Raw genomic sequence first — 16936 nt, forward strand, 5'->3', positions numbered from 1 at the left:
GCACCAGCAAAATCTATCTATGGTTCCCTATACAAGGGACGCTCGCCCGCGCCGCGGCGCGGGAATCAAGATCCGCCAACCGATCCAGAAGGAACATGAGATGACGCTTCGTGCCCTCTTTGCCGCCGGCGCGCTGACGCTCGCCACCGCGGCCGCCTTCGTGGCCCCGGCTTCCGCCAAGGAATGGAAGTCGGTCACCATCGCGACCGAGGGCGCCTACGCGCCCTGGAACCTGACCAATCCGGACGGCACGCTCGGCGGCTTCGAGGTGGAGCTCACCAAGAATCTCTGCGAGCGCCTCAAGATCGAGTGCAAGTTCATCACGTCCGATTGGGACGGCATGATCCCGGCGCTCAAGGCCGGCAAGTTCGACATGATGATGGACGCCGTCTCCATCACCCCGGAGCGTGAAGAGGTGATCGCCTTCACCTCGCCCTATGCCGCGACCCCGGCCTCGTTCGCCGTCGCCAAGGATAGCGGCCTGACCCTGCCCGGCACCGGCACCACGGTGAAGCTCACCGGCGACGCCGCCCATGACAAGGCGACCGTCGACGCCCTGCGCACCGCGCTCAAGGGCAAGACCATCGGGATCCAGACCGCGACCATCTACACGAAGTTCGTCTACGACAACTTCAAGGACATCGCGACGATCCGCGAGTACAAGACCGCGCCGGAGCACGATCTCGACCTCGCCGCCGGCCGCATCGACGCCGCCTTCGACGACGACACCTATTTCGCCGCCGCCTTCTCCAAGCCGGAGAACGCCAACCTGATGATCGCCGGGCCGGAAATCGGCGGCACCATCTGGGGCAAGGGCGAAGGCTTCGGTCTGCGCAAGGAAGACACCGAGCTCAAGGCGCTGTTCGACAAGGCGATCGCCGAGGCCATCGCCGACGGCACGGTGAAGACCCTCAGCGAGAAGTGGTTCAAGATCGACGTCACGCCCTGATCGGTCGCCTCGAGCGGCGGTCGCCGCAGACCCTGCCGCCGCCCGGTTCCCCCCGGGCGGCGCATTTGCGGCGGCGCGAGCCGGATAGGATTGGCCCGGAACTTGCCGGGCAGACGCCGGGACTGCGGCCCGCCCGACGGGGCGGGCGGCGGCGCGGCTTGAGCGGGACGCTGGCCCCGACGCGGTGCGGTTCGGGCGGGAACGATCCGGAATGATGGAAACACTCGGGCTCATCGGGTTCGGCACCGGCGGTTGGGGCGCCCTGCTCGTCGCCGGCGCCGCGATGACCTTCGCGGTCACGCTCGGCGCGCTCGCCGTCGGCGCGGTGCTCGGCACCCTCGTCGCCACCGCCAAGCTGTCGAAGAGCCGGCTCGCCCGCATTCTCGGCGACGCCTACACCACGGTGTTCCGCGGCGTGCCGGAACTCCTCGTCATCTATCTCATCTATTTCGGCGGCTCGACCGGCTTGACCGCGCTCGCCCGGCTGTTCGGGCAGGAGGGCTTCTGGGGCATGCCGGCCTTCGTCTCCGGCGCGCTCGCCGTCGGCGTCATCTCCGGCGCCTATCAGGCGGAGGTCTATCGCGGCTCCTTCCTCGCCGTCGGCAAGGGCGAGCTCGAGGCGGCCCGCGCGATCGGCATGCCGGTCTGGCTGCGCTTCCGCCGCATCGTCGCGCCGCAGGTGATGCGCTTCGCGCTCCCCGGCCTCGGCTATGTCTGGCAGCTCAACCTCAAGGATTCCGCGCTCGTGTCCGTCACCGGCCTCGCCGAATTGATGCGCACCAGCCAGATGGCGGCCGGCTCCACCCACCGCTACTTCCTGTTCTACGTCGTCGGCGGGGCGCTCTATCTCGTGCTGACGAGCCTGTCGGGCCGCGTCTTCGACAGCGCCGAGGCGCGCATGGCGAAGACCTTCCCCCGCGGCATCGGCCGGAGCTGAGAGGCGCGATGCTCGATCTTCCCTTCCTCGCCGACACGATGACCAAGCTGCTGGCGGCGGTGCCGACCACGCTCGCGCTGTTCGGCCTCTCGGTCAGCGGCGGCGCCGTGCTCGCGATCGGCCTCGCGATGATGCGTGTCAGCGGCAACCCGTTCCTCGACCGCCCGGCGCGGGCCTACATCTACGTCTTCCGCGGCTCGCCGCTGCTGATCCAGATGTTCCTGCTCTATTACGGCCTGAGCCAGTTCCCGGCGGTGCGGCACTCGTTCGCGTGGCCGGTGCTGCGCGATCCGTTCGCCTGCGCCACGATCTCGCTCGCGCTCTGCACCGGCGGCTATGCGGCGGAGATCTTCCGCGGCGGCATCCTCTCGGTGCCGGCCCGAGAGGTGGAGGCGGCGCGCTCGATCGGCATGTCGGGCGTGCTCTTGTGGCGGCGCATCATCGCCCCGATCGCGCTGCGCCAGGCGCTGCCGGCCTATTCGACCGAAATCATCCTGATGGTGAAATCGACGGCGCTCGCGAGCCTCGTCACCGTCTGGGAGGTGACCGGCGTCGCCCAGCGCATCATCGCCCAGACCTATCGCAGCATGGAGGTCTTCCTCTGCGCCGCGCTGATCTACCTCGTCCTCAATTTCATCATCGCGCGCATCGTCGCCTTGATCGAATATCGCCTGTCGCCGCATCTGCGCCCGCGCCCCGACACGACGGCGGCCCGGACGGCGAATGCCGCCTGAAGCCCTTTCGGAGATCCTGAGCATGGCCGCCCCATCCACGCCGGCGCTCGTGGTTCACAATCTGCACAAGTCGTTCGGCGCGCTCGAGGTTCTGAAGGGCATCTCGCTCACCGCGAACGAAGGCGACGTGATCTCGATCCTCGGGTCGAGTGGCTCCGGCAAGAGCACGCTTCTGCGCTGCATCAACCTTCTGGAGACGCCGGATTCCGGCGAGATCGTCGTCGCCGGCGAGGCGATCGAGATGAAGCCGCGCCGCGACGGCAAGCTGGTGCCGGCGAGCCGCCGTCAGGTCGACCGCATCCGCTCCGAACTCGGCATGGTGTTCCAGAGCTTCAATCTCTGGTCCCACATGACGATCCTCGAGAACGTCATCGAGGGGCCCGTCCACGTGCAGAAGCGGCCGCGCGCCGACTGCGTCGCAGAGGCCGAGACGCTGCTCGAGAAGGTCGGCATCGCCGACAAGCGCAATTTCTACCCGGCGCACCTGTCCGGCGGACAGCAGCAGCGCGCGGCGATTGCCCGCGCGCTCGCCATGCGCCCGAAGGCGATGCTGTTCGACGAGCCGACCTCGGCGCTCGATCCGGAACTCGTCGGCGAAGTGCTGAAGGTGATGCGGGCGCTCGCCGAGGAGGGCCGCACCATGCTCGTCGTCACCCACGAGATGGCCTTCGCCCGCAACGTGTCGAACCGCGTGATCTTCATGGAGCGCGGCATCATCGCCGCCGAAGGCACGCCGAAGGAATTGTTCGAAGACAGCGCCTCCGACCGCTTCCGCCGCTTCGTGACGGGTCATCAGGTTTAGCAGCCTTCACGCCGCGCCGGCGTCGAGGTCGCGTTCGGGCCGGCCGCCGGGCGTCAGGCCGCGCACGAGGCGGAGGAAGCGGGCGAGGCTCTTGTCGGGCTCCGGGGAGAAGGTCTCCGTCGTCGCCCGGCCTTCGCTGATGCGGTCGAGGCGGAAGGTGCGGAAGTCGGCGCGCAATTCGCACCACGCCCCGAGCGTCCACTTGCCGCCCCAGAAGAACAGGCCGAGCGGGCGCACCCGCCGCTCGCTCTCCTCGCCGGTCTCCTTGCGATAGACGATGACGACGATCCGCCGTGTCTTGAGCGCCGCGTCGAGCATGTCGAGCCGGGCGCGGATCGCCGCCGCGGCATCGGTCGAGGGGGCGAACATCGGCGTCGCGGCGAGCCGGGCGGAGAGGTCCGGCGGCAGCACGGCGGCGATCTTGGCGAGCGCCGACGCGGCCCCCGCCGCATGCCGTCCGCCGGCCCAGGCCTCCACCATCCGCGCCCCGACGGCGAGCGCCTCGATCTCGGCGCGGTCGAACATCAAGGGCGGCAGCAGGAAGCCGGCGCGCAGCACATAGCCGGCGCCCGCCGCCCCGTCGATCGGCACGCCCGAGGCGACCAGATCGGCGACGTCGCGATAGATCGTCCGCTCGGAGACCTCGAGCCGGCCTGCGAGGGTGCGGGCGGTGACGAGGCGACCGTCGCGCAATTCCTGGATCAGCCGAAAAAGCCGGTCGGCGCGTCGCACGGCCGCGAACCTCCCTCGTGTCGTCGTCGCCCCTGGCAGCCGGCTCGAGCCCTTTAGCGGGCCGGGCCGAGACCGATCCGGTTGCCGGCGCTGTCGCGCACCAGCGCGACGGCGCGGCCGCGCTCCGCCGCCGGCGTGGGAGAAGTTTCGCCGATCCGGGCGAACCGCGAAAGGGCTGCGGCGAGCGGGTTATCCGTGCCGCCCGTCGCCGCGGCCGGCTGCGCCGCCGCGCGGCGCGTGTCCGCGTCACCGGCGACGGGACCCGGCTCTGAGGTTTCGGTCGGGTAGATGGCGAGCTGAAGTCCGCCCGAGACGTCGCGGCGCACGGTGACGCCGAACACGGTCTCGTAGGTGTCGATCGCCTGCTCGAGATCGGCGCGCGGGATCTCGAGCCAGAGCGCGACGGTCGGCCGGGGCCGCCGCAGGTCCGGCGTGCGCCGTTCGCTCACCGGCGCGCGGGCCTCTCGGGGTCTCGGTTGGTCGATGGTCCGTCCTCGAAACATGGGTAGACCTCGCGGAATGAGTGCCGATGCCACGGTTTTCGGGCTCCCCGCCGCCCGCCGTGTCGCACCCTTTCGATAGCGCACCCCTCCTGACAGCCCACTGTCAGGAGACTGGGATGTCCCCTTCACGGCATGCGGTCCGGCTCGCCGCGAGAGGGTGCGAGCCCGGACGGGCGCAGCACGAAGAGCGCGACGAGGAGGCCGAAGACGCCGACATCGCGCCATTCGCCGCCGAAGGCGGCAGCCCATCCCGTCTCGATCAGGCCGAGCACCAGCCCCCGACGAGGGCCCAGCCAACCGAGCCGATGCCGCCGACGATCGCCGCGAGCAGCGCCTTCAAGGCGACGATCAGGCTCGTGTGGAAATTGACGTTGCCGTAGAGCGCGAGCATCAGCGCTCCGGCGACGCCCGCGGCCCCGGACGACAGGATGAAGGTGACCGAGCGCACCTCCGCCGCGTCGACCCCCATCAAGGCGGCGGCGAGCGGATCGTCGGCGACCGCCCGCCACAGCCGGCCGAACGGATGGCGGCGGATGAAGAGCACAAGGCCGCCCGACACCGCGAGGGCGAGCGCGCCGCCGAAGAGCTGCACCGGGCTCATGGCGACGGGGAACGCCACCGAGGGCACGAGCACGATCTGATGATCGACGAGCGGCGGCAGCCAATGTTCGGTGCTGCCGTTGACGATCCGGATCGCCTCCTCGAGGGCGATCGCAAGCGCGATCGTCGTCACCAGCATGGCGAGGTTGGCGCGCCCGATCACCGGGGCGATGACGAGGCGTTCGCTCGCAAAGCCGAGCATGCCGGCGGCGACGACGGCATAGAGACCGCCGAACAGGGCCGCCGGGACGAGCCCGAGCCCCGTCGAGGCCCCGATCAGCGTCATCAGGTTGAAGGTGGTGGCGGCCGAGAAGGTCGCGACCGCGCCGAAGGCGAAGTTGATGCGCCGGGAAATGCCGTAGACGAGGGCATAGGCGGTCGCGAGCAGGCCGTAGAAGGCGCCGGTCTGGAGCGCGTTCAGCGCCTGCTGGAGCGCGTAGGTGAGCGAGATGTGATGCTCCAAGGCCCGATATCCCACCGTCGCAGTGATGCGCGCGCTCGGCTCCGGCCTCGGCCGGTTCCCGCGAGGCGGGTCGCCGTCGTGGCGATCCCGTCAGAGCGATGCTAGAGTTTCCGTGCCGAAAGCCAAGCCGTCCGGAGAGGCGGTTCTGCGGTCGAATGCGTGCCGCCCGCGGACGTTGCTCTCGGACAGCAGGAGTGGGGAACAGCATGAACGCAGCGACGACGGCCGATCACGCCACCGCCTATCGGGACGCCTTCGGCGGCCTCAAGACCATCGGGCTCGCGCTCGGCGCGGCCTGCCTGCTCGGCTTCGGCCTCCTCGTCGCGCTGTCGACCGGCGGCGGCCTGTTCGCCGACAAGACGCCCTATCTCGCCCTCGAAGGCGGCGGCTTCCTCTACAATTACCGCATCGCCGAGGTGACCTACGGCCTCACCACCAAGGTGGAACGCCCGATCCCGGCGGGAACGCTGATCCGCGCCACCCTCGAGAATCCGGCCGGCGGCGCGCCGCTCGTGGTCGAGAAGACCGCGCGGGAGGGGCTCGCCAAGCTGACGCTGCAATCCCCGCCGGTGCATGGGGTCAAGGCGAACCGGCCCTATGCGGTGGATGTAAGCCTGATCGATCCCGCCGACGGCCGCGAGATCGGCCATCTCGCCACGAGCTTCAAGTCCGACCTCGACGACACAATCATGCCGGACAAGCCGCTGGTGGTGGGCCCGGGCTATCAGAAGCCGGCACCCTGAGGGACTGTTCTGTAGGTTGTGGCGGGCTGTAGAGACACTTTTCGCGTTTCGGCCGCCGTGTCTGCACAGGGTGTCTTACGCTCGTCACCTGAGTATCGAAGGCTACGGGCCGACCGATTGCGGTGTGCCTTGCACGGCATTGCAACCTTGGCGGCGCCCGTTCGCCGGATGGCGTGGCAGGGCCCCAAACGAGAAAACCGGCGTGATCGGGCACGACGGACCGCAGCGCGGTCCGAAGGGGAACGGGAGCGTTTATGCCCGGGTGGACATCCGTCCGGGATCAGTGGAGGCGCCGCGCCGCGGTGATGGATGATGAGTGACGAGGCCGGCGATCCGGACGCCGAATCCTTCCCGAGTGCTCGCCCGGAGCGCCGCCCGATCCGTGGAGCCGCCATCTTCGTGGCCGGCGCTGCGGTCGCGTTTCTGGCGTGGGCGATGCTTTTCACCGGTCTCCCCTGGCAGGCGACCGCGGTCGGCACGGTGCTGGTCGTCGGCGTCGCCACGATCGTCTCTCGGGCCGGGACGCGGCCCCGTCCCCGGCGTCGGGCCGGGCTCGAGCGGACGCAATGGCCGGATGCCGGCATGAAGCTCGCCGTCGACGCGCTTCCCGATCCCTGCTTCATCACCGATGCCCGCGGGCGGCTGCGCTATGCCAACCGCGCCGCCGCGTCGCTCGGCGCGATCCAGCCGGGCGATCCGTTGTCGTTCCGCCTGCGCACCCCGAGCTTCCTCGAAGCGCTCGATCGCGTCGCGACCGGTGGCGCGACGGAGCGCATCGCCTGGGCGGAGAAGGTGCCGACCGATCTGTGGTACGAAGCGCACATCGCGCCGATCCGCATTCCCGGCCGCGCGCCGGAGGCCTCCGGCGGGCCGGATTTCGTCCTCGTCATGGTGCGCGATCTGACCGAGCAGCGCCGTGTCGAGAAATTGCGGGTCGATTTCGTGGCCAACGCGAGCCACGAACTTCGGACCCCGCTCGCCTCGCTGACGGGCTTCATCGAGACGTTGCAGGGCCCGGCGCGCAACGACGCCGCGGCGCGGGAGCGCTTCCTCGCCATCATGGCCGAGCAGGCCCGGCGCATGAAGCGCCTGATCGACGATCTCCTGAACCTCTCCCGCATCGAGATGCGCTCGCACATCCGTCCGACCGTGCCGGTCGATCTCGTCGAGATCGCCCATCAGGCCGCGGACAGCCTGGAGCCGCTCGCCGCCGAACTCGACGTCGAGATCGAACGCGCGCTCGAATGCGGTCCGCTCGTCGTCCGAGGCGACCGTGACGAGCTCGGGCAAGTGTTCGAGAACCTGATCGAGAACGCGCTGAAATACGGCACCGAGGGCAAGCGCGTGGTGATTGCCGGCGGCCGTGAGCCGGGACCGGATGGGCGCGGTCAGGTCTTCGTGACGGTGCGCGACTTCGGCGTGGGCATCGCAGCCGAGCATCTGCCGCGCCTCACCGAGCGCTTCTACCGCATCGACAACGATGCGAGCCGGGCCCGCCGTGGAACCGGTCTTGGGCTCGCCATCGTCAAGCACATCCTCGGCCGCCATGCCGCGCGGCTCGGGATCGACAGCCGCCCCGGCGAGGGCGCAGCCTTCACCGTCCGCCTCGATGCGGCGGATGTCCCTAGCGTGACGCGGAACGACGCTGGGGATGAGAAGAAGATCAAAGACTTAGATCTTCATAAAACCACCATGCCCGGGTCATAAAAGGGATGCGGTCGCGGATCGGCGGCCGCAGCCGGCAAAAAGTCATGCGCCGGCTTCGGCAGCGGTGTCCGCGACACACCTCAGTCCCTCCCGCGGACCCGCTGCGCCACGCTTTTGGTGCGGAGGGGCCGGAGTTCCGCGATGTCGCAACACACCGTCGCCGCGTTCGACGAGGAGCTCACCGAGCTCGCCGGTTGGATCGCCGAAATGGGCGGCCTCGCCGAGCGTATGCTGGTGAGTGCCGTCACGGCGCTGGCCCGCATCGACACGGATCTGGCGCAGACCGTGATCGCCGATGATTACCGCCTCGACGCCGCCCAGCGGCGGATCGAGGAGAACGGCGTCGCGATCATCGCCCGCCGTCAGCCGATGGCGCGCGATCTGCGCGAGATCGTCGCTGCGATGCGCATTTCGAGTGATCTCGAGCGCGTCGGCGATCTCGCCAAGAACATCGCCAAGCGCGTCATCGCCATCAACGGCCAATATCAGTCGCAGCGGCTGGTGCTCGGCGTCGAGCACATCTCTGAAATCGCCCTCGAACAGCTCAAGTTCGTGCTCGATGCCTACACGGCGCGCGACGAGGTCGCCGCCCGGGTGGTGCGCGAACGCGACGGCGAGATCGATGCGCTCTATACCTCGCTGTTCCGCGAACTCCTCACCTACATGATGGAAGATCCGCGCAACATCACCTTCTGCACGCACCTCCTGTTCTGCGCGAAGAATATCGAGCGGATCGGGGACCACGCCACCAACATCGCCGAGAGCATCCACTATCTCGCGACCGGCGAGCAGCTCGGACCCGACCGGCCCAAGCACGACGAGTTCGAAGCGACGTCGCCTTGAGGCGGCGCGGGCTCCAGTTTTCTCGCCCCTCCCGACCGCGATGGGGACCGGCGGACACTCGTCCGATGCCCACGCCCGAAGACCAGGATGAATGAGGACGACATTGATGCCCTCCGTACTGATCGTCGAGGATGAGGAGCCGCTGAGCCTTCTCCTGCGCTACAACCTTGAAGCGGAAGGCTTCTCGGTCGATTCCTGCATCCGCGGCGACGAGGCCGAGGTCCGGCTGCGCGAGACCCAGCCAGACCTTCTGCTGCTCGATTGGATGCTGCCCGGGCTTTCCGGCATCGAACTTTGCCGGCGCATTCGCGCCCGGCCGGAGACCGAGCGGCTGCCGGTCATCATGCTCACCGCCCGCGGCGAAGAGGGCGAGCGCATCCGCGGCCTCTCGACCGGCGCCGACGATTATGTCGTCAAGCCGTTCTCGATCCCCGAACTGATGGCGCGGGTCCGCGCGATCCTGCGCCGGGCGAAGCCGGAGGTCGTCTCCTCGCTGCTCAAGGCCGGCGACATCGAGCTCGACCGCGAAACCCACCGGGTGCGCCGGGGCGGCCGGGAGATCCACCTCGGCCCGACCGAATTCCGCCTGCTCGAGTTCCTGATGCAGTCGCCCGGCCGGGTGTTCAGCCGCGAACAGCTTCTCGACGGCGTGTGGGGCCACGACGTCTATGTCGACGAGCGCACCGTTGACGTCCACATCGGGCGCCTCCGCAAGGCCCTCAACCGCGGCAAGGTGAAGGACCCGATCCGCACCGTCCGCGGCGCCGGCTACGCCTTCAACGATCAATTCGCCACCGCCCGGTGAGGCCCTCAGCCGCCGGTCTGCGGGCGCGCCCGCGGCATCGGGGTGGAGAGGGCGAAGCGCAGGATCAGGGTGCGCTGGAAGATCGAGCGGTTGTCGTCGGAGACGAAGGTGAGAAGCGTCTCGCCCGCCGGCGTGACGTGCACCGCGAGCCCCTCCATGTTGTCGATCTCGTCGCCGAAATCGGCCTCCGTCAGGATCGGCCCGTCGACGGGTGCGCTGCCGCGCAGGTCGTCGACGCCGATCCGGCGCAGCCGCATATAGAGCCCGAGCGGTCGGTCATAGCGCCGCTCCAGGACGAGGAGGTCGCCGCCCGGCAGGAAGGCGGCGTCGGTGACCGCGAAATTGTCGTGGCCGACGAGGGCGATCGGGCGCCAGCGCCCGTCGTCGAGCATCGCCCCCGGATGGAGGCCGTCCGCACCCGCCCGCTCGCCGAACGCGACGATCCGCCCGGCGAGCGGCGATCCCGCGGGGGCCGCGGCGAGCGCCTCGATGCCGAGATTGCGCGGCAGGCGGACGAGGTTCGGCGGTCGCGGCACGAAGGCGGCGCGGGCATCGAACGGCGGATCGCCCGCGAAGCGGGCGAGGCTCGTCCCTTCGAGCGAAACGAGGACGGCGTCGCGGGACAGGCGGACGATCGCCTCGGCGTCGCCCCGGCGCTTGCCGAGCGGCTTGCCGTCCGGGCCGAGCATCGCCGCGACGACGACGTCGTCGAGGCCGGTCGGCCGGCCGCGGGCATCCTCGGTGATCGTGCCCGCCACCCAGAGGCCGAAATCGGACACGGCGAGCATCGCGCGGCCGTCGCTACCCAGCACTAGGCCGGAGAGGCTCGAAAACCGGCTGTCCGACGGCGTGAGGACCAAGCCGCCACGGAAATCGAGCACGCCGAAGCGCGTCCGGCTCGGGTCCGAGAGGGCGAAATGATCGATCGGCGTGGCGGAAACGGTGACGGGAACGGGCTCGGCGACGGCAGGCACCGCGCCTCCGACAAGTGCGAGGACGGCGAGACCGAGGAGCCCCGCCCGGGGCACGGTGCGCCCCGTCCTCACGCCCGCTTGCGGGCGCCGCGGGTGGCGCCGCGGCCCTGGCCGGCCGGCTTCTCGTCGAACAGCGAGGCGAGTTGCTCGGTCATGGCGCCGGCGAGTTCGTCGGCGTCCACGATCGTCACCGCGCGGCGATAATAGCGCGTCACGTCGTGGCCGATGCCGATCGCGATCAGCTCCACCGGCGAGCGGGTCTCGATCTCCTCGATCACCGCCCGCAGATGCTTTTCGAGATAGTTGCCGGCATTGACCGAGAGGGTCGAATCGTCGACCGGGGCGCCGTCCGAAATCATCATCAGGATGCGCCGCGCTTCCGGGCGGGCGAGCAGGCGGGCGTGCGCCCAGGCCAGCGCCTCGCCGTCGATATTCTCCTTGAGGAGCCCCTCGCGCATCATCAGGCCGAGATTGCGCCGCGCGCGCCGCCACGGGGCGTCGGCCGCCTTGTAGATGATGTGGCGCAGGTCGTTGAGGCGGCCCGGCGCGGCCGGCTTGCCGCTCTGGAGCCACGCCTCGCGGGACTGGCCACCCTTCCAGGCCCGGGTGGTGAAGCCCAGGATCTCGACCTTGACGCCGCAGCGCTCCAGCGTGCGGGCGAGGATGTCGGCGCAGGTCGCGGCGACCGTGATCGGCCGGCCGCGCATCGAGCCCGAATTGTCGAGGAGCAGCGTGACGACGGTGTCGCGGAAATCGGTGTCGCGCTCGCGCTTGAAGGCGAGCGGCTGCATCGGGTCGATGACGACGCGGGTCAGGCGCGCGGTGTCGAGCCAGCCCTCCTCCTGGTCGAACTCCCAGGAGCGGTTCTGCTGGGCCATCAGGCGGCGCTGAAGGCGGTTCGCGAGCCGTGCGACGACGCCCTGGAGATGGGCGATCTGCTTGTCGAGGAAGCCGCGCAGTCGCTCGAGCTCGGCGCTGTCGCAGAGGTCTTCCGCGCGCACCACCTCGTCGAACTTCGTCGTGTAGACCTTGTAGTCGATCTCGGGGCGGCGGTTCGAGAAGGGGAAGTCGTTGCGCGGGGTCTCGCCGGCGTCGGTCGCCTCGGCGCCGTCGTCGTCGGCGAGGTCGCGCTCCATGGATTCGGCGGCCTCGGATTCGCCCGCCTCCTCGTCGACGGACCCGGATTCGGCGTCCTCCGCCGTCTCCTGCTCGCTCGATTCCGTCTCGCCGGTCTCGGCCGTGGTGTCCTCGGAATTGGTCTCGCTGCGATCGGATTCGTCGGAATCCTCGCCCGATTCCTGCTCCTCTTCGCCGAAGTCCTCTCCCATGTCGAGCGCGGTCAGGAGCTCGCGGACGGCGTTGGCGAAGGCGCGCTGGTCGTCGATCGACTGGGTCAGGCGGTCGAGATCGCTGCCCGCCTTGTCCTCGATCCACGGCCGCCACACGTCGACGATCTTCTGGGCGGAGGGCGGCGGGGCGGCGCCGGTCAGGCGCTCACGGACCAGGAGCGCCAGCGCCTCTTCGAGCGGAGCGTCCGCCTTGTCGCTGACGTCCTCGTAATTGCCGCGGTGATAGCGGTCCTTGAGCATCGCCGTCAGGTTGGCGGCGACGCCCGCCATGCGGCGCGCGCCGATCGCCTCGCAGCGCGCCTGCTCGACCGCATCGAACACCGCGCGGGCCTCGCGGCCTTCCGGCGAGAGCGTGCGGTGGACCTTGACGTCGTGGCAGGCGAGGCGGAGCGCCATGGCGTCGCCGAGGCCGCGGATGATCGCGATGTCCTGGCGGGTCGCCCGGCGGGGCGGCTCGGGCAGGCGGGCGGCGTGGCCCGCCAGGCCCGGCTTGTCGCTCGCGAACGTCACCTCGAGCTCGCCGTCGCTGGCGATCGCGCGCATGGCGCCGGTGATCGCCCGCTTCAACGGCTCGGTCGGCGTCTGCTCCTTGGTGGCGCGGCTCGTCATGGTCTCAAAGGCGTTCGAGTCTTGAAGGGGGGCGCGAGGGATGAGGCGCCGAGGCCCGCGGGCCTCGGCTCATCACCATATTCTCAGCTCATCACCACGTTCATGGCGGATTCCGGCAGCTCGGCGCCGAAGCAGCGCTGATAGAACTCCGCCACCAGGCCGCGCTCGGTCTCGTCGCACTTGTTGAGGAAGGTGAGGCGGAAGGCGAAGCCGACATCGCCGAAGATGTCCGCGTTCTCGGCCCAGGTGATGACCGTGCGCGGGCTCATGACGGTCGAGAGATCGCCGTTCATGAAGGCGCTGCGCGTCATGTCGGCGAGGCGGACCATGCGCGACACCGTCTCGCGGCCCTTCTCGTTGCGGAAGAACGGCGCCTTGGCGAGGACGATGTCCACTTCCTTGTCGTGCGGCAGGTAGTTCAGCGTGACGACGATCGACCAGCGGTCCATCTGGCCCTGGTTGATCTGCTGGGTGCCGTGATAGAGGCCGGAGGTGTCACCGAGGCCGACGGTGTTCGCGGTGGCGAACAGGCGGAAGGCCGGGTGGGGGCGGATCACGCGGTTCTGGTCGAGCAGGGTCAGGCGGCCCGAAACCTCGAGCACGCGCTGGATCACGAACATCACGTCGGCGCGGCCGGCGTCGTATTCGTCGAACACCAGCGCGGTGTTGGTCTGCAGCGCCCACGGCAGGATGCCGTCGCGGAACTCGGTGATCTGCTGGCCGTCGCGCACCACGATCGCGTCCTTGCCAACGAGATCGATGCGGCTGATGTGGCTGTCGAGGTTGACGCGCACGCACGGCCAGTTGAGGCGGGCGGCGACCTGCTCGATGTGGGTCGACTTGCCGGTGCCGTGGTAGCCCGTCACCATCACGCGGCGATTGCGGGCGAAGCCGGCGAGGATCGCGAGCGTCGTGTCGTGGTCGAACAGATAATCCGGGTCGGTGTCCGGCACGTACTCGTTCGGCTCGGCGAAGGCCGGCACCTCGAGGTCGGTATCGAGGCCGAACACCTGGCGGACGGAGATCCGCATGTCGGGCAGGCCCTGGATTTCGCTCGGCTGGGCCTTGGTTGCGATTGCGGTCATCGGTCCTCCGTCGCGCCCGCTTCGCCAGCGGACGCCCTCCTCTTCGCTCTTGGTCACGTCGCGGCACCGGGGGGCCCGGTGCGGAATGCGGTTCGGCCGGATGGCCCCGAGGTCGCTCTCGAGACGGCCGATCCGGGCGCGTCGGCACAAGACTATCGCCCCGGCGGCCGGATCGTTCTCGGGCTTATCGTCTCAGGGGTGGCGCGGTCCTCGGTTCTTCTGAGAGGCGGGACGAACGGCTTGGGAACGGCCGCCCCGTCTCCTAACGTCGATGGCGCCGGCCGGACCGGCACGATGGTGGTGAGCCGGCGAACCGGCGCGTCGCGCCCTCCTTAGCAGGAAAGCGCCGGGCGTTCAGCAGAAACCGCTGTTTTTGAGAACGCCGTAGGCCTGGATCACCTGTCGCAACTGCTCCTCGGTCGAACGATCGCCCCCGTTCGCGTCGGGATGATGGCGCTTCACCAAGAGCTTGTAGCGCGCCTTGATCTGCTCTTTGGAGGCGGTGCGCTCGAGGTCGAGCACCTCGAAGGAGCGCTGCTCGATGACGGTGAGAGGGCGCACGCCCTCGGCCTCGGCGCGGGCGCGGCCCTGGGCGCCGCCGCGGAACAGGCCGAACGGGTCCTGCTGCGGCCCGTGGGTCCAGTTCGGCGCCTGGCGCCGCGCCGTGCCGCCGTGGCCGGGGCCGTCGCTCCAGGAATTGACGCCGATGTCCCAGGTCGGCCGGTGACCGGTCAGCGCGTCCTTCTGGTAAGCCTCGATGGCCTCGTCCGTCATGCCGGAGAAGTAGTTGTACGACTTATTGTACAACCGTACGTGGTCGAGGCAGAAATGGTGGTATTGACCCTCGCGGTGCCGCCCCATCGGCGCCCGGTGAGTGCCCGGCTGATCGCAACCTTCCCACCCACACTTCGGAAAGCGCTCGCGAGGGGCGCTGTCCGTCGGGCGGATGCGAATCCGATCGAAGAATTTCGAGTCGAGCTTCATGGTCGGAACATTATGGTTCGCCCGGCGGGGGCGAACAAGCACAGGTCTCGCTTGACACGGTTTGGCGGGGTCCCGCGTGCGGCGAGGCCCTTGAGGGGACGCGCCGCGCCACCGGAGTGCGGCGCGCGGGCGGGGGTAGGCGTGGCTCCGCGGGGACCGGCTCAATAGGGCGGAGGCTCTCGCGGCGGAACGGCCTCTAGATGGCGCGCGGCGCGGTTTCGGGCAAGCCCCCCGCCGTGGTGGCCGGCCGGAGCGCCCCGCCGTCGGCGCGCCCGCTTGCACGGGTCGCCCTCTTGCACGGGTCGCCTCGCCGGGCTACCGCATGCTCCACCAACCGCCGGCCCGACAAGGCGGCGACCGCACGATCCCGAGGACCCCTCCCATGGCGACCCACAAGCTTCTTCTCCTGCCCGGCGACGGCATCGGCCCCGAGATCGCGGGCGCCCTGAAGAAGGTGATCGCGTGGTTCGACGCGCGCGGCGGCGGCGGGGTCTATTCGATCGAAGAGGACGTCGTCGGTGGTGCCGCCTACGACCGCCACGGCGTCGCGATCTCCGACGCCGCGATGGCGCTCGCCCAGGAGTCCGACGCGGTCTTGTTCGGCGCCGTCGGCGGCCCCAAGTGGGCCTCGGTGCCCTATGAGGTCCGCCCCGAGGCCGGCCTTCTGCGGCTGCGCAAGGATCTCGGCCTGTTCGCCAACCTGCGGCCGGCGATTTGCTATCCGGCGCTTGCCGAGTCGTCGTCCCTGAAGCGCGAGATCGTCGAGGGGCTCGACATCCTGATCGTGCGCGAGCTCACCGGCGGCGTCTATTTCGGCGAGCCGAAGGAGATCATCGACCTCGGCAACGGCCAGAAGCGCGGCATCGACACCCAGATCTACGACACCTACGAGATCGAGCGCATCGCCCGCGTCGCCTTCGATCTGGCGCGCACCCGCTCGAACAAGGTCGCCTCGGCCGAGAAGCACAACGTGATGAAGTCCGGCGTGCTCTGGAAGGAGGTCGTCACCGCCCTCCACGGCCGCGACTACACCGACGTCAAGCTCGAGCACATCCTCGCCGACAATTGCGCGATGCAGCTCGTGCGCGCGCCGAAGCAGTTCGACGTCATCGTCTGCGACAACCTGTTCGGCGACATCCTGTCCGACGTGGCGGCGATGCTGACCGGCTCGCTCGGCATGCTGCCCTCGGCCGCGCTCGGCGCCGCCGACCCGATGACCGGCCGCCGCAAGTCGATGTACGAGCCGGTGCACGGCTCGGCCCCGGACATCGCCGGCACGGGCGCCGCGAACCCGATCGCCATGATCGCCTCGTTCGCGATGGCGCTGCGCTATTCGCTGGGTCAGGTCGCCGAGGCGGACCTGCTGGAGGCGGCGATCGCCGCCGCGCTCGCCACCGGCGTGCGCACCCGCGACATCGGCGGCGGCGAAGCCTCGGTCGGCACCGAAGTGATGACCGACGCCATCCTCGCAGCCCTGGAGCGCCTCTCGGCCTGAGGCCGGCGGGGGCGCTGCCGCCTCCCTTCCCCCGCCTGGGAAGGGCTATGCTGTATAATGGGCGTCTTCGCTCCCTTCTCCCCGCACGCGGGGAGAAGGTGGCCCGGTAGGGCCGGATGAGGGGTCTCCACACCTCCTCACTTTCGTCATAACGTTCTGAAAAATATGGGTTTTATCCCCCTCATCCGCCCCTTCGGGGCACCTTCTCCCCGGCGGGGAGAAGGGCACGGCCGCCCGGATCGCGCCCTATGCGATTGCCCTGCCGGCGGGGGGAAGGGAAGCATATCCAAAGGGCGGTGCCCTGGATCACGACGGCTGCGGGGGAGCGGTGCCTTCCGCCCCTTCCGTTCCCGCCGGGGCGCTGCTAGAAGGGCGGCCATGAACGCGCGCGTCATGAGCCTTTCGCGAATTATCCGCCCGGCCTCCGCCTGAAGCCGCGCTCCCGGCCGGACATATCGTCCGCGGGAGGCGCCGCGCGGGGGTCCGGGTTCCGGAGCCGGACCGGCCGAGGCCGCGCCGAGGGCGCCGGCGCGGACAATTCGGCGCTTCTCCCGATTTCCTGATTTTCTGCTAGAGATGCCGGTCCCCGCCGCCCGGCGCGGCGTTCCGAACCGGTGTCCAG

17 protein-coding genes are annotated in these 16936 nt (G+C 69.6%); 9 read left to right on the forward strand and 8 right to left on the reverse strand.

Annotated elements, in window-relative coordinates:
- The first annotated feature begins 100 nt into the window (after window positions 1-100).
- From F0357_RS10275 to F0357_RS10290, 4 genes are all read left to right on the forward strand, one after another.
- On the forward strand, window positions 101-949 hold the full coding sequence (locus tag F0357_RS10275) for a transporter substrate-binding domain-containing protein (RefSeq protein WP_153480724.1): 849 nt from the start codon (window positions 101-103) through the stop codon (window positions 947-949).
- Between the two features lie 214 nt (window positions 950-1163).
- Window positions 1164-1886 (forward strand): ABC transporter permease, encoded by a 723-nt coding sequence (locus F0357_RS10280; protein WP_153486634.1) that lies wholly within the window; start codon window positions 1164-1166, stop codon window positions 1884-1886.
- 8 nt (window positions 1887-1894) lie between these two features.
- The gene (locus tag F0357_RS10285; RefSeq protein WP_153480726.1) at window positions 1895-2620 is read left to right on the forward strand and encodes an ABC transporter permease; all 726 of its coding nucleotides are present in this window, start codon (window positions 1895-1897) and stop codon (window positions 2618-2620) included.
- 22 nt (window positions 2621-2642) lie between these two features.
- On the forward strand, window positions 2643-3422 hold the full coding sequence (locus F0357_RS10290; RefSeq protein ID WP_153480730.1) for an ABC transporter ATP-binding protein: 780 nt from the start codon (window positions 2643-2645) through the stop codon (window positions 3420-3422).
- Between the two features lie 6 nt (window positions 3423-3428).
- Here the strand turns inward: F0357_RS10290 and F0357_RS10295 are convergent, their stop codons facing one another.
- The 4 genes from F0357_RS10295 to F0357_RS10310 all read right to left on the reverse strand — a co-directional run bounded on the left by F0357_RS10295 (window position 3429) and on the right by F0357_RS10310 (window position 5720).
- Window positions 3429-4154, reverse strand: a complete 726-nt coding sequence (locus tag F0357_RS10295) for a helix-turn-helix transcriptional regulator (RefSeq protein WP_312861535.1) — start codon at window positions 4152-4154, stop codon at window positions 3429-3431.
- 53 nt (window positions 4155-4207) lie between these two features.
- Window positions 4208-4603, reverse strand: coding sequence for a VOC family protein (locus tag F0357_RS10300; RefSeq protein ID WP_153480733.1), 396 nt, complete (start codon window positions 4601-4603; stop codon window positions 4208-4210).
- A 179-nt stretch (window positions 4604-4782) separates the two neighbouring features.
- Window positions 4783-4929 (reverse strand): hypothetical protein, encoded by a 147-nt coding sequence (locus F0357_RS10305; protein WP_153480735.1) that lies wholly within the window; start codon window positions 4927-4929, stop codon window positions 4783-4785.
- Window positions 4917-5720: a branched-chain amino acid ABC transporter permease gene (locus F0357_RS10310; protein WP_153480742.1), complete on the reverse strand. Its 804-nt coding sequence runs from the start codon at window positions 5718-5720 to the stop codon at window positions 4917-4919. Before F0357_RS10310 ends, F0357_RS10305 begins: the two co-directional genes overlap by 13 nt.
- Before the next feature lie 206 nt (window positions 5721-5926).
- On the opposite strand from F0357_RS10310, the gene F0357_RS10315 reads away from it, so the two are divergent.
- From F0357_RS10315 to phoB, 4 genes are all read left to right on the forward strand, one after another.
- On the forward strand, window positions 5927-6463 hold the full coding sequence (locus F0357_RS10315) for a hypothetical protein (protein ID WP_153480746.1): 537 nt from the start codon (window positions 5927-5929) through the stop codon (window positions 6461-6463).
- Window positions 6464-6775: 312 nt separating this feature from the next.
- Entirely contained in the window at window positions 6776-8170 is a 1395-nt protein-coding gene (locus tag F0357_RS10320) for an ATP-binding protein (RefSeq protein ID WP_153480750.1), read from the forward strand.
- 141 nt (window positions 8171-8311) lie between these two features.
- On the forward strand, window positions 8312-9013 hold the full coding sequence (gene phoU / locus F0357_RS10325) for a phosphate signaling complex protein PhoU (protein ID WP_153480753.1): 702 nt from the start codon (window positions 8312-8314) through the stop codon (window positions 9011-9013).
- 106 nt (window positions 9014-9119) lie between these two features.
- The gene (phoB, locus tag F0357_RS10330) at window positions 9120-9818 is read left to right on the forward strand and encodes a phosphate regulon transcriptional regulator PhoB (protein ID WP_153480757.1); all 699 of its coding nucleotides are present in this window, start codon (window positions 9120-9122) and stop codon (window positions 9816-9818) included.
- A gap of 5 nt (window positions 9819-9823) precedes the next feature.
- Here phoB and F0357_RS10335 read toward each other — a convergent pair whose 3' ends face one another.
- The 4 genes from F0357_RS10335 to F0357_RS10350 form a co-directional block, all read right to left on the reverse strand.
- Window positions 9824-10792: an esterase-like activity of phytase family protein gene (locus tag F0357_RS10335; RefSeq protein WP_153480759.1), complete on the reverse strand. Its 969-nt coding sequence runs from the start codon at window positions 10790-10792 to the stop codon at window positions 9824-9826.
- A 68-nt stretch (window positions 10793-10860) separates the two neighbouring features.
- On the reverse strand, window positions 10861-12750 hold the full coding sequence (cobT, locus tag F0357_RS10340; protein ID WP_153480766.1) for a cobaltochelatase subunit CobT: 1890 nt from the start codon (window positions 12748-12750) through the stop codon (window positions 10861-10863).
- An 83-nt stretch (window positions 12751-12833) separates the two neighbouring features.
- The gene (gene cobS, locus F0357_RS10345) at window positions 12834-13835 is read right to left on the reverse strand and encodes a cobaltochelatase subunit CobS (RefSeq protein ID WP_153480772.1); all 1002 of its coding nucleotides are present in this window, start codon (window positions 13833-13835) and stop codon (window positions 12834-12836) included.
- Between the two features lie 354 nt (window positions 13836-14189).
- On the reverse strand, window positions 14190-14819 hold the full coding sequence (locus F0357_RS10350) for a J domain-containing protein (RefSeq protein ID WP_153480775.1): 630 nt from the start codon (window positions 14817-14819) through the stop codon (window positions 14190-14192).
- 382 nt (window positions 14820-15201) lie between these two features.
- Between F0357_RS10350 and leuB the strand changes: the two genes are divergently transcribed.
- The gene (gene leuB / locus F0357_RS10355) at window positions 15202-16314 is read left to right on the forward strand and encodes a 3-isopropylmalate dehydrogenase (protein ID WP_153480782.1); all 1113 of its coding nucleotides are present in this window, start codon (window positions 15202-15204) and stop codon (window positions 16312-16314) included.
- Window positions 16315-16936: the final 622 nt, after the last annotated feature.

The sequence above is a fragment of the Segnochrobactrum spirostomi genome (assembly GCF_009600605.1).
Lineage (GTDB): Bacteria > Pseudomonadota > Alphaproteobacteria > Rhizobiales > Segnochrobactraceae > Segnochrobactrum > Segnochrobactrum spirostomi.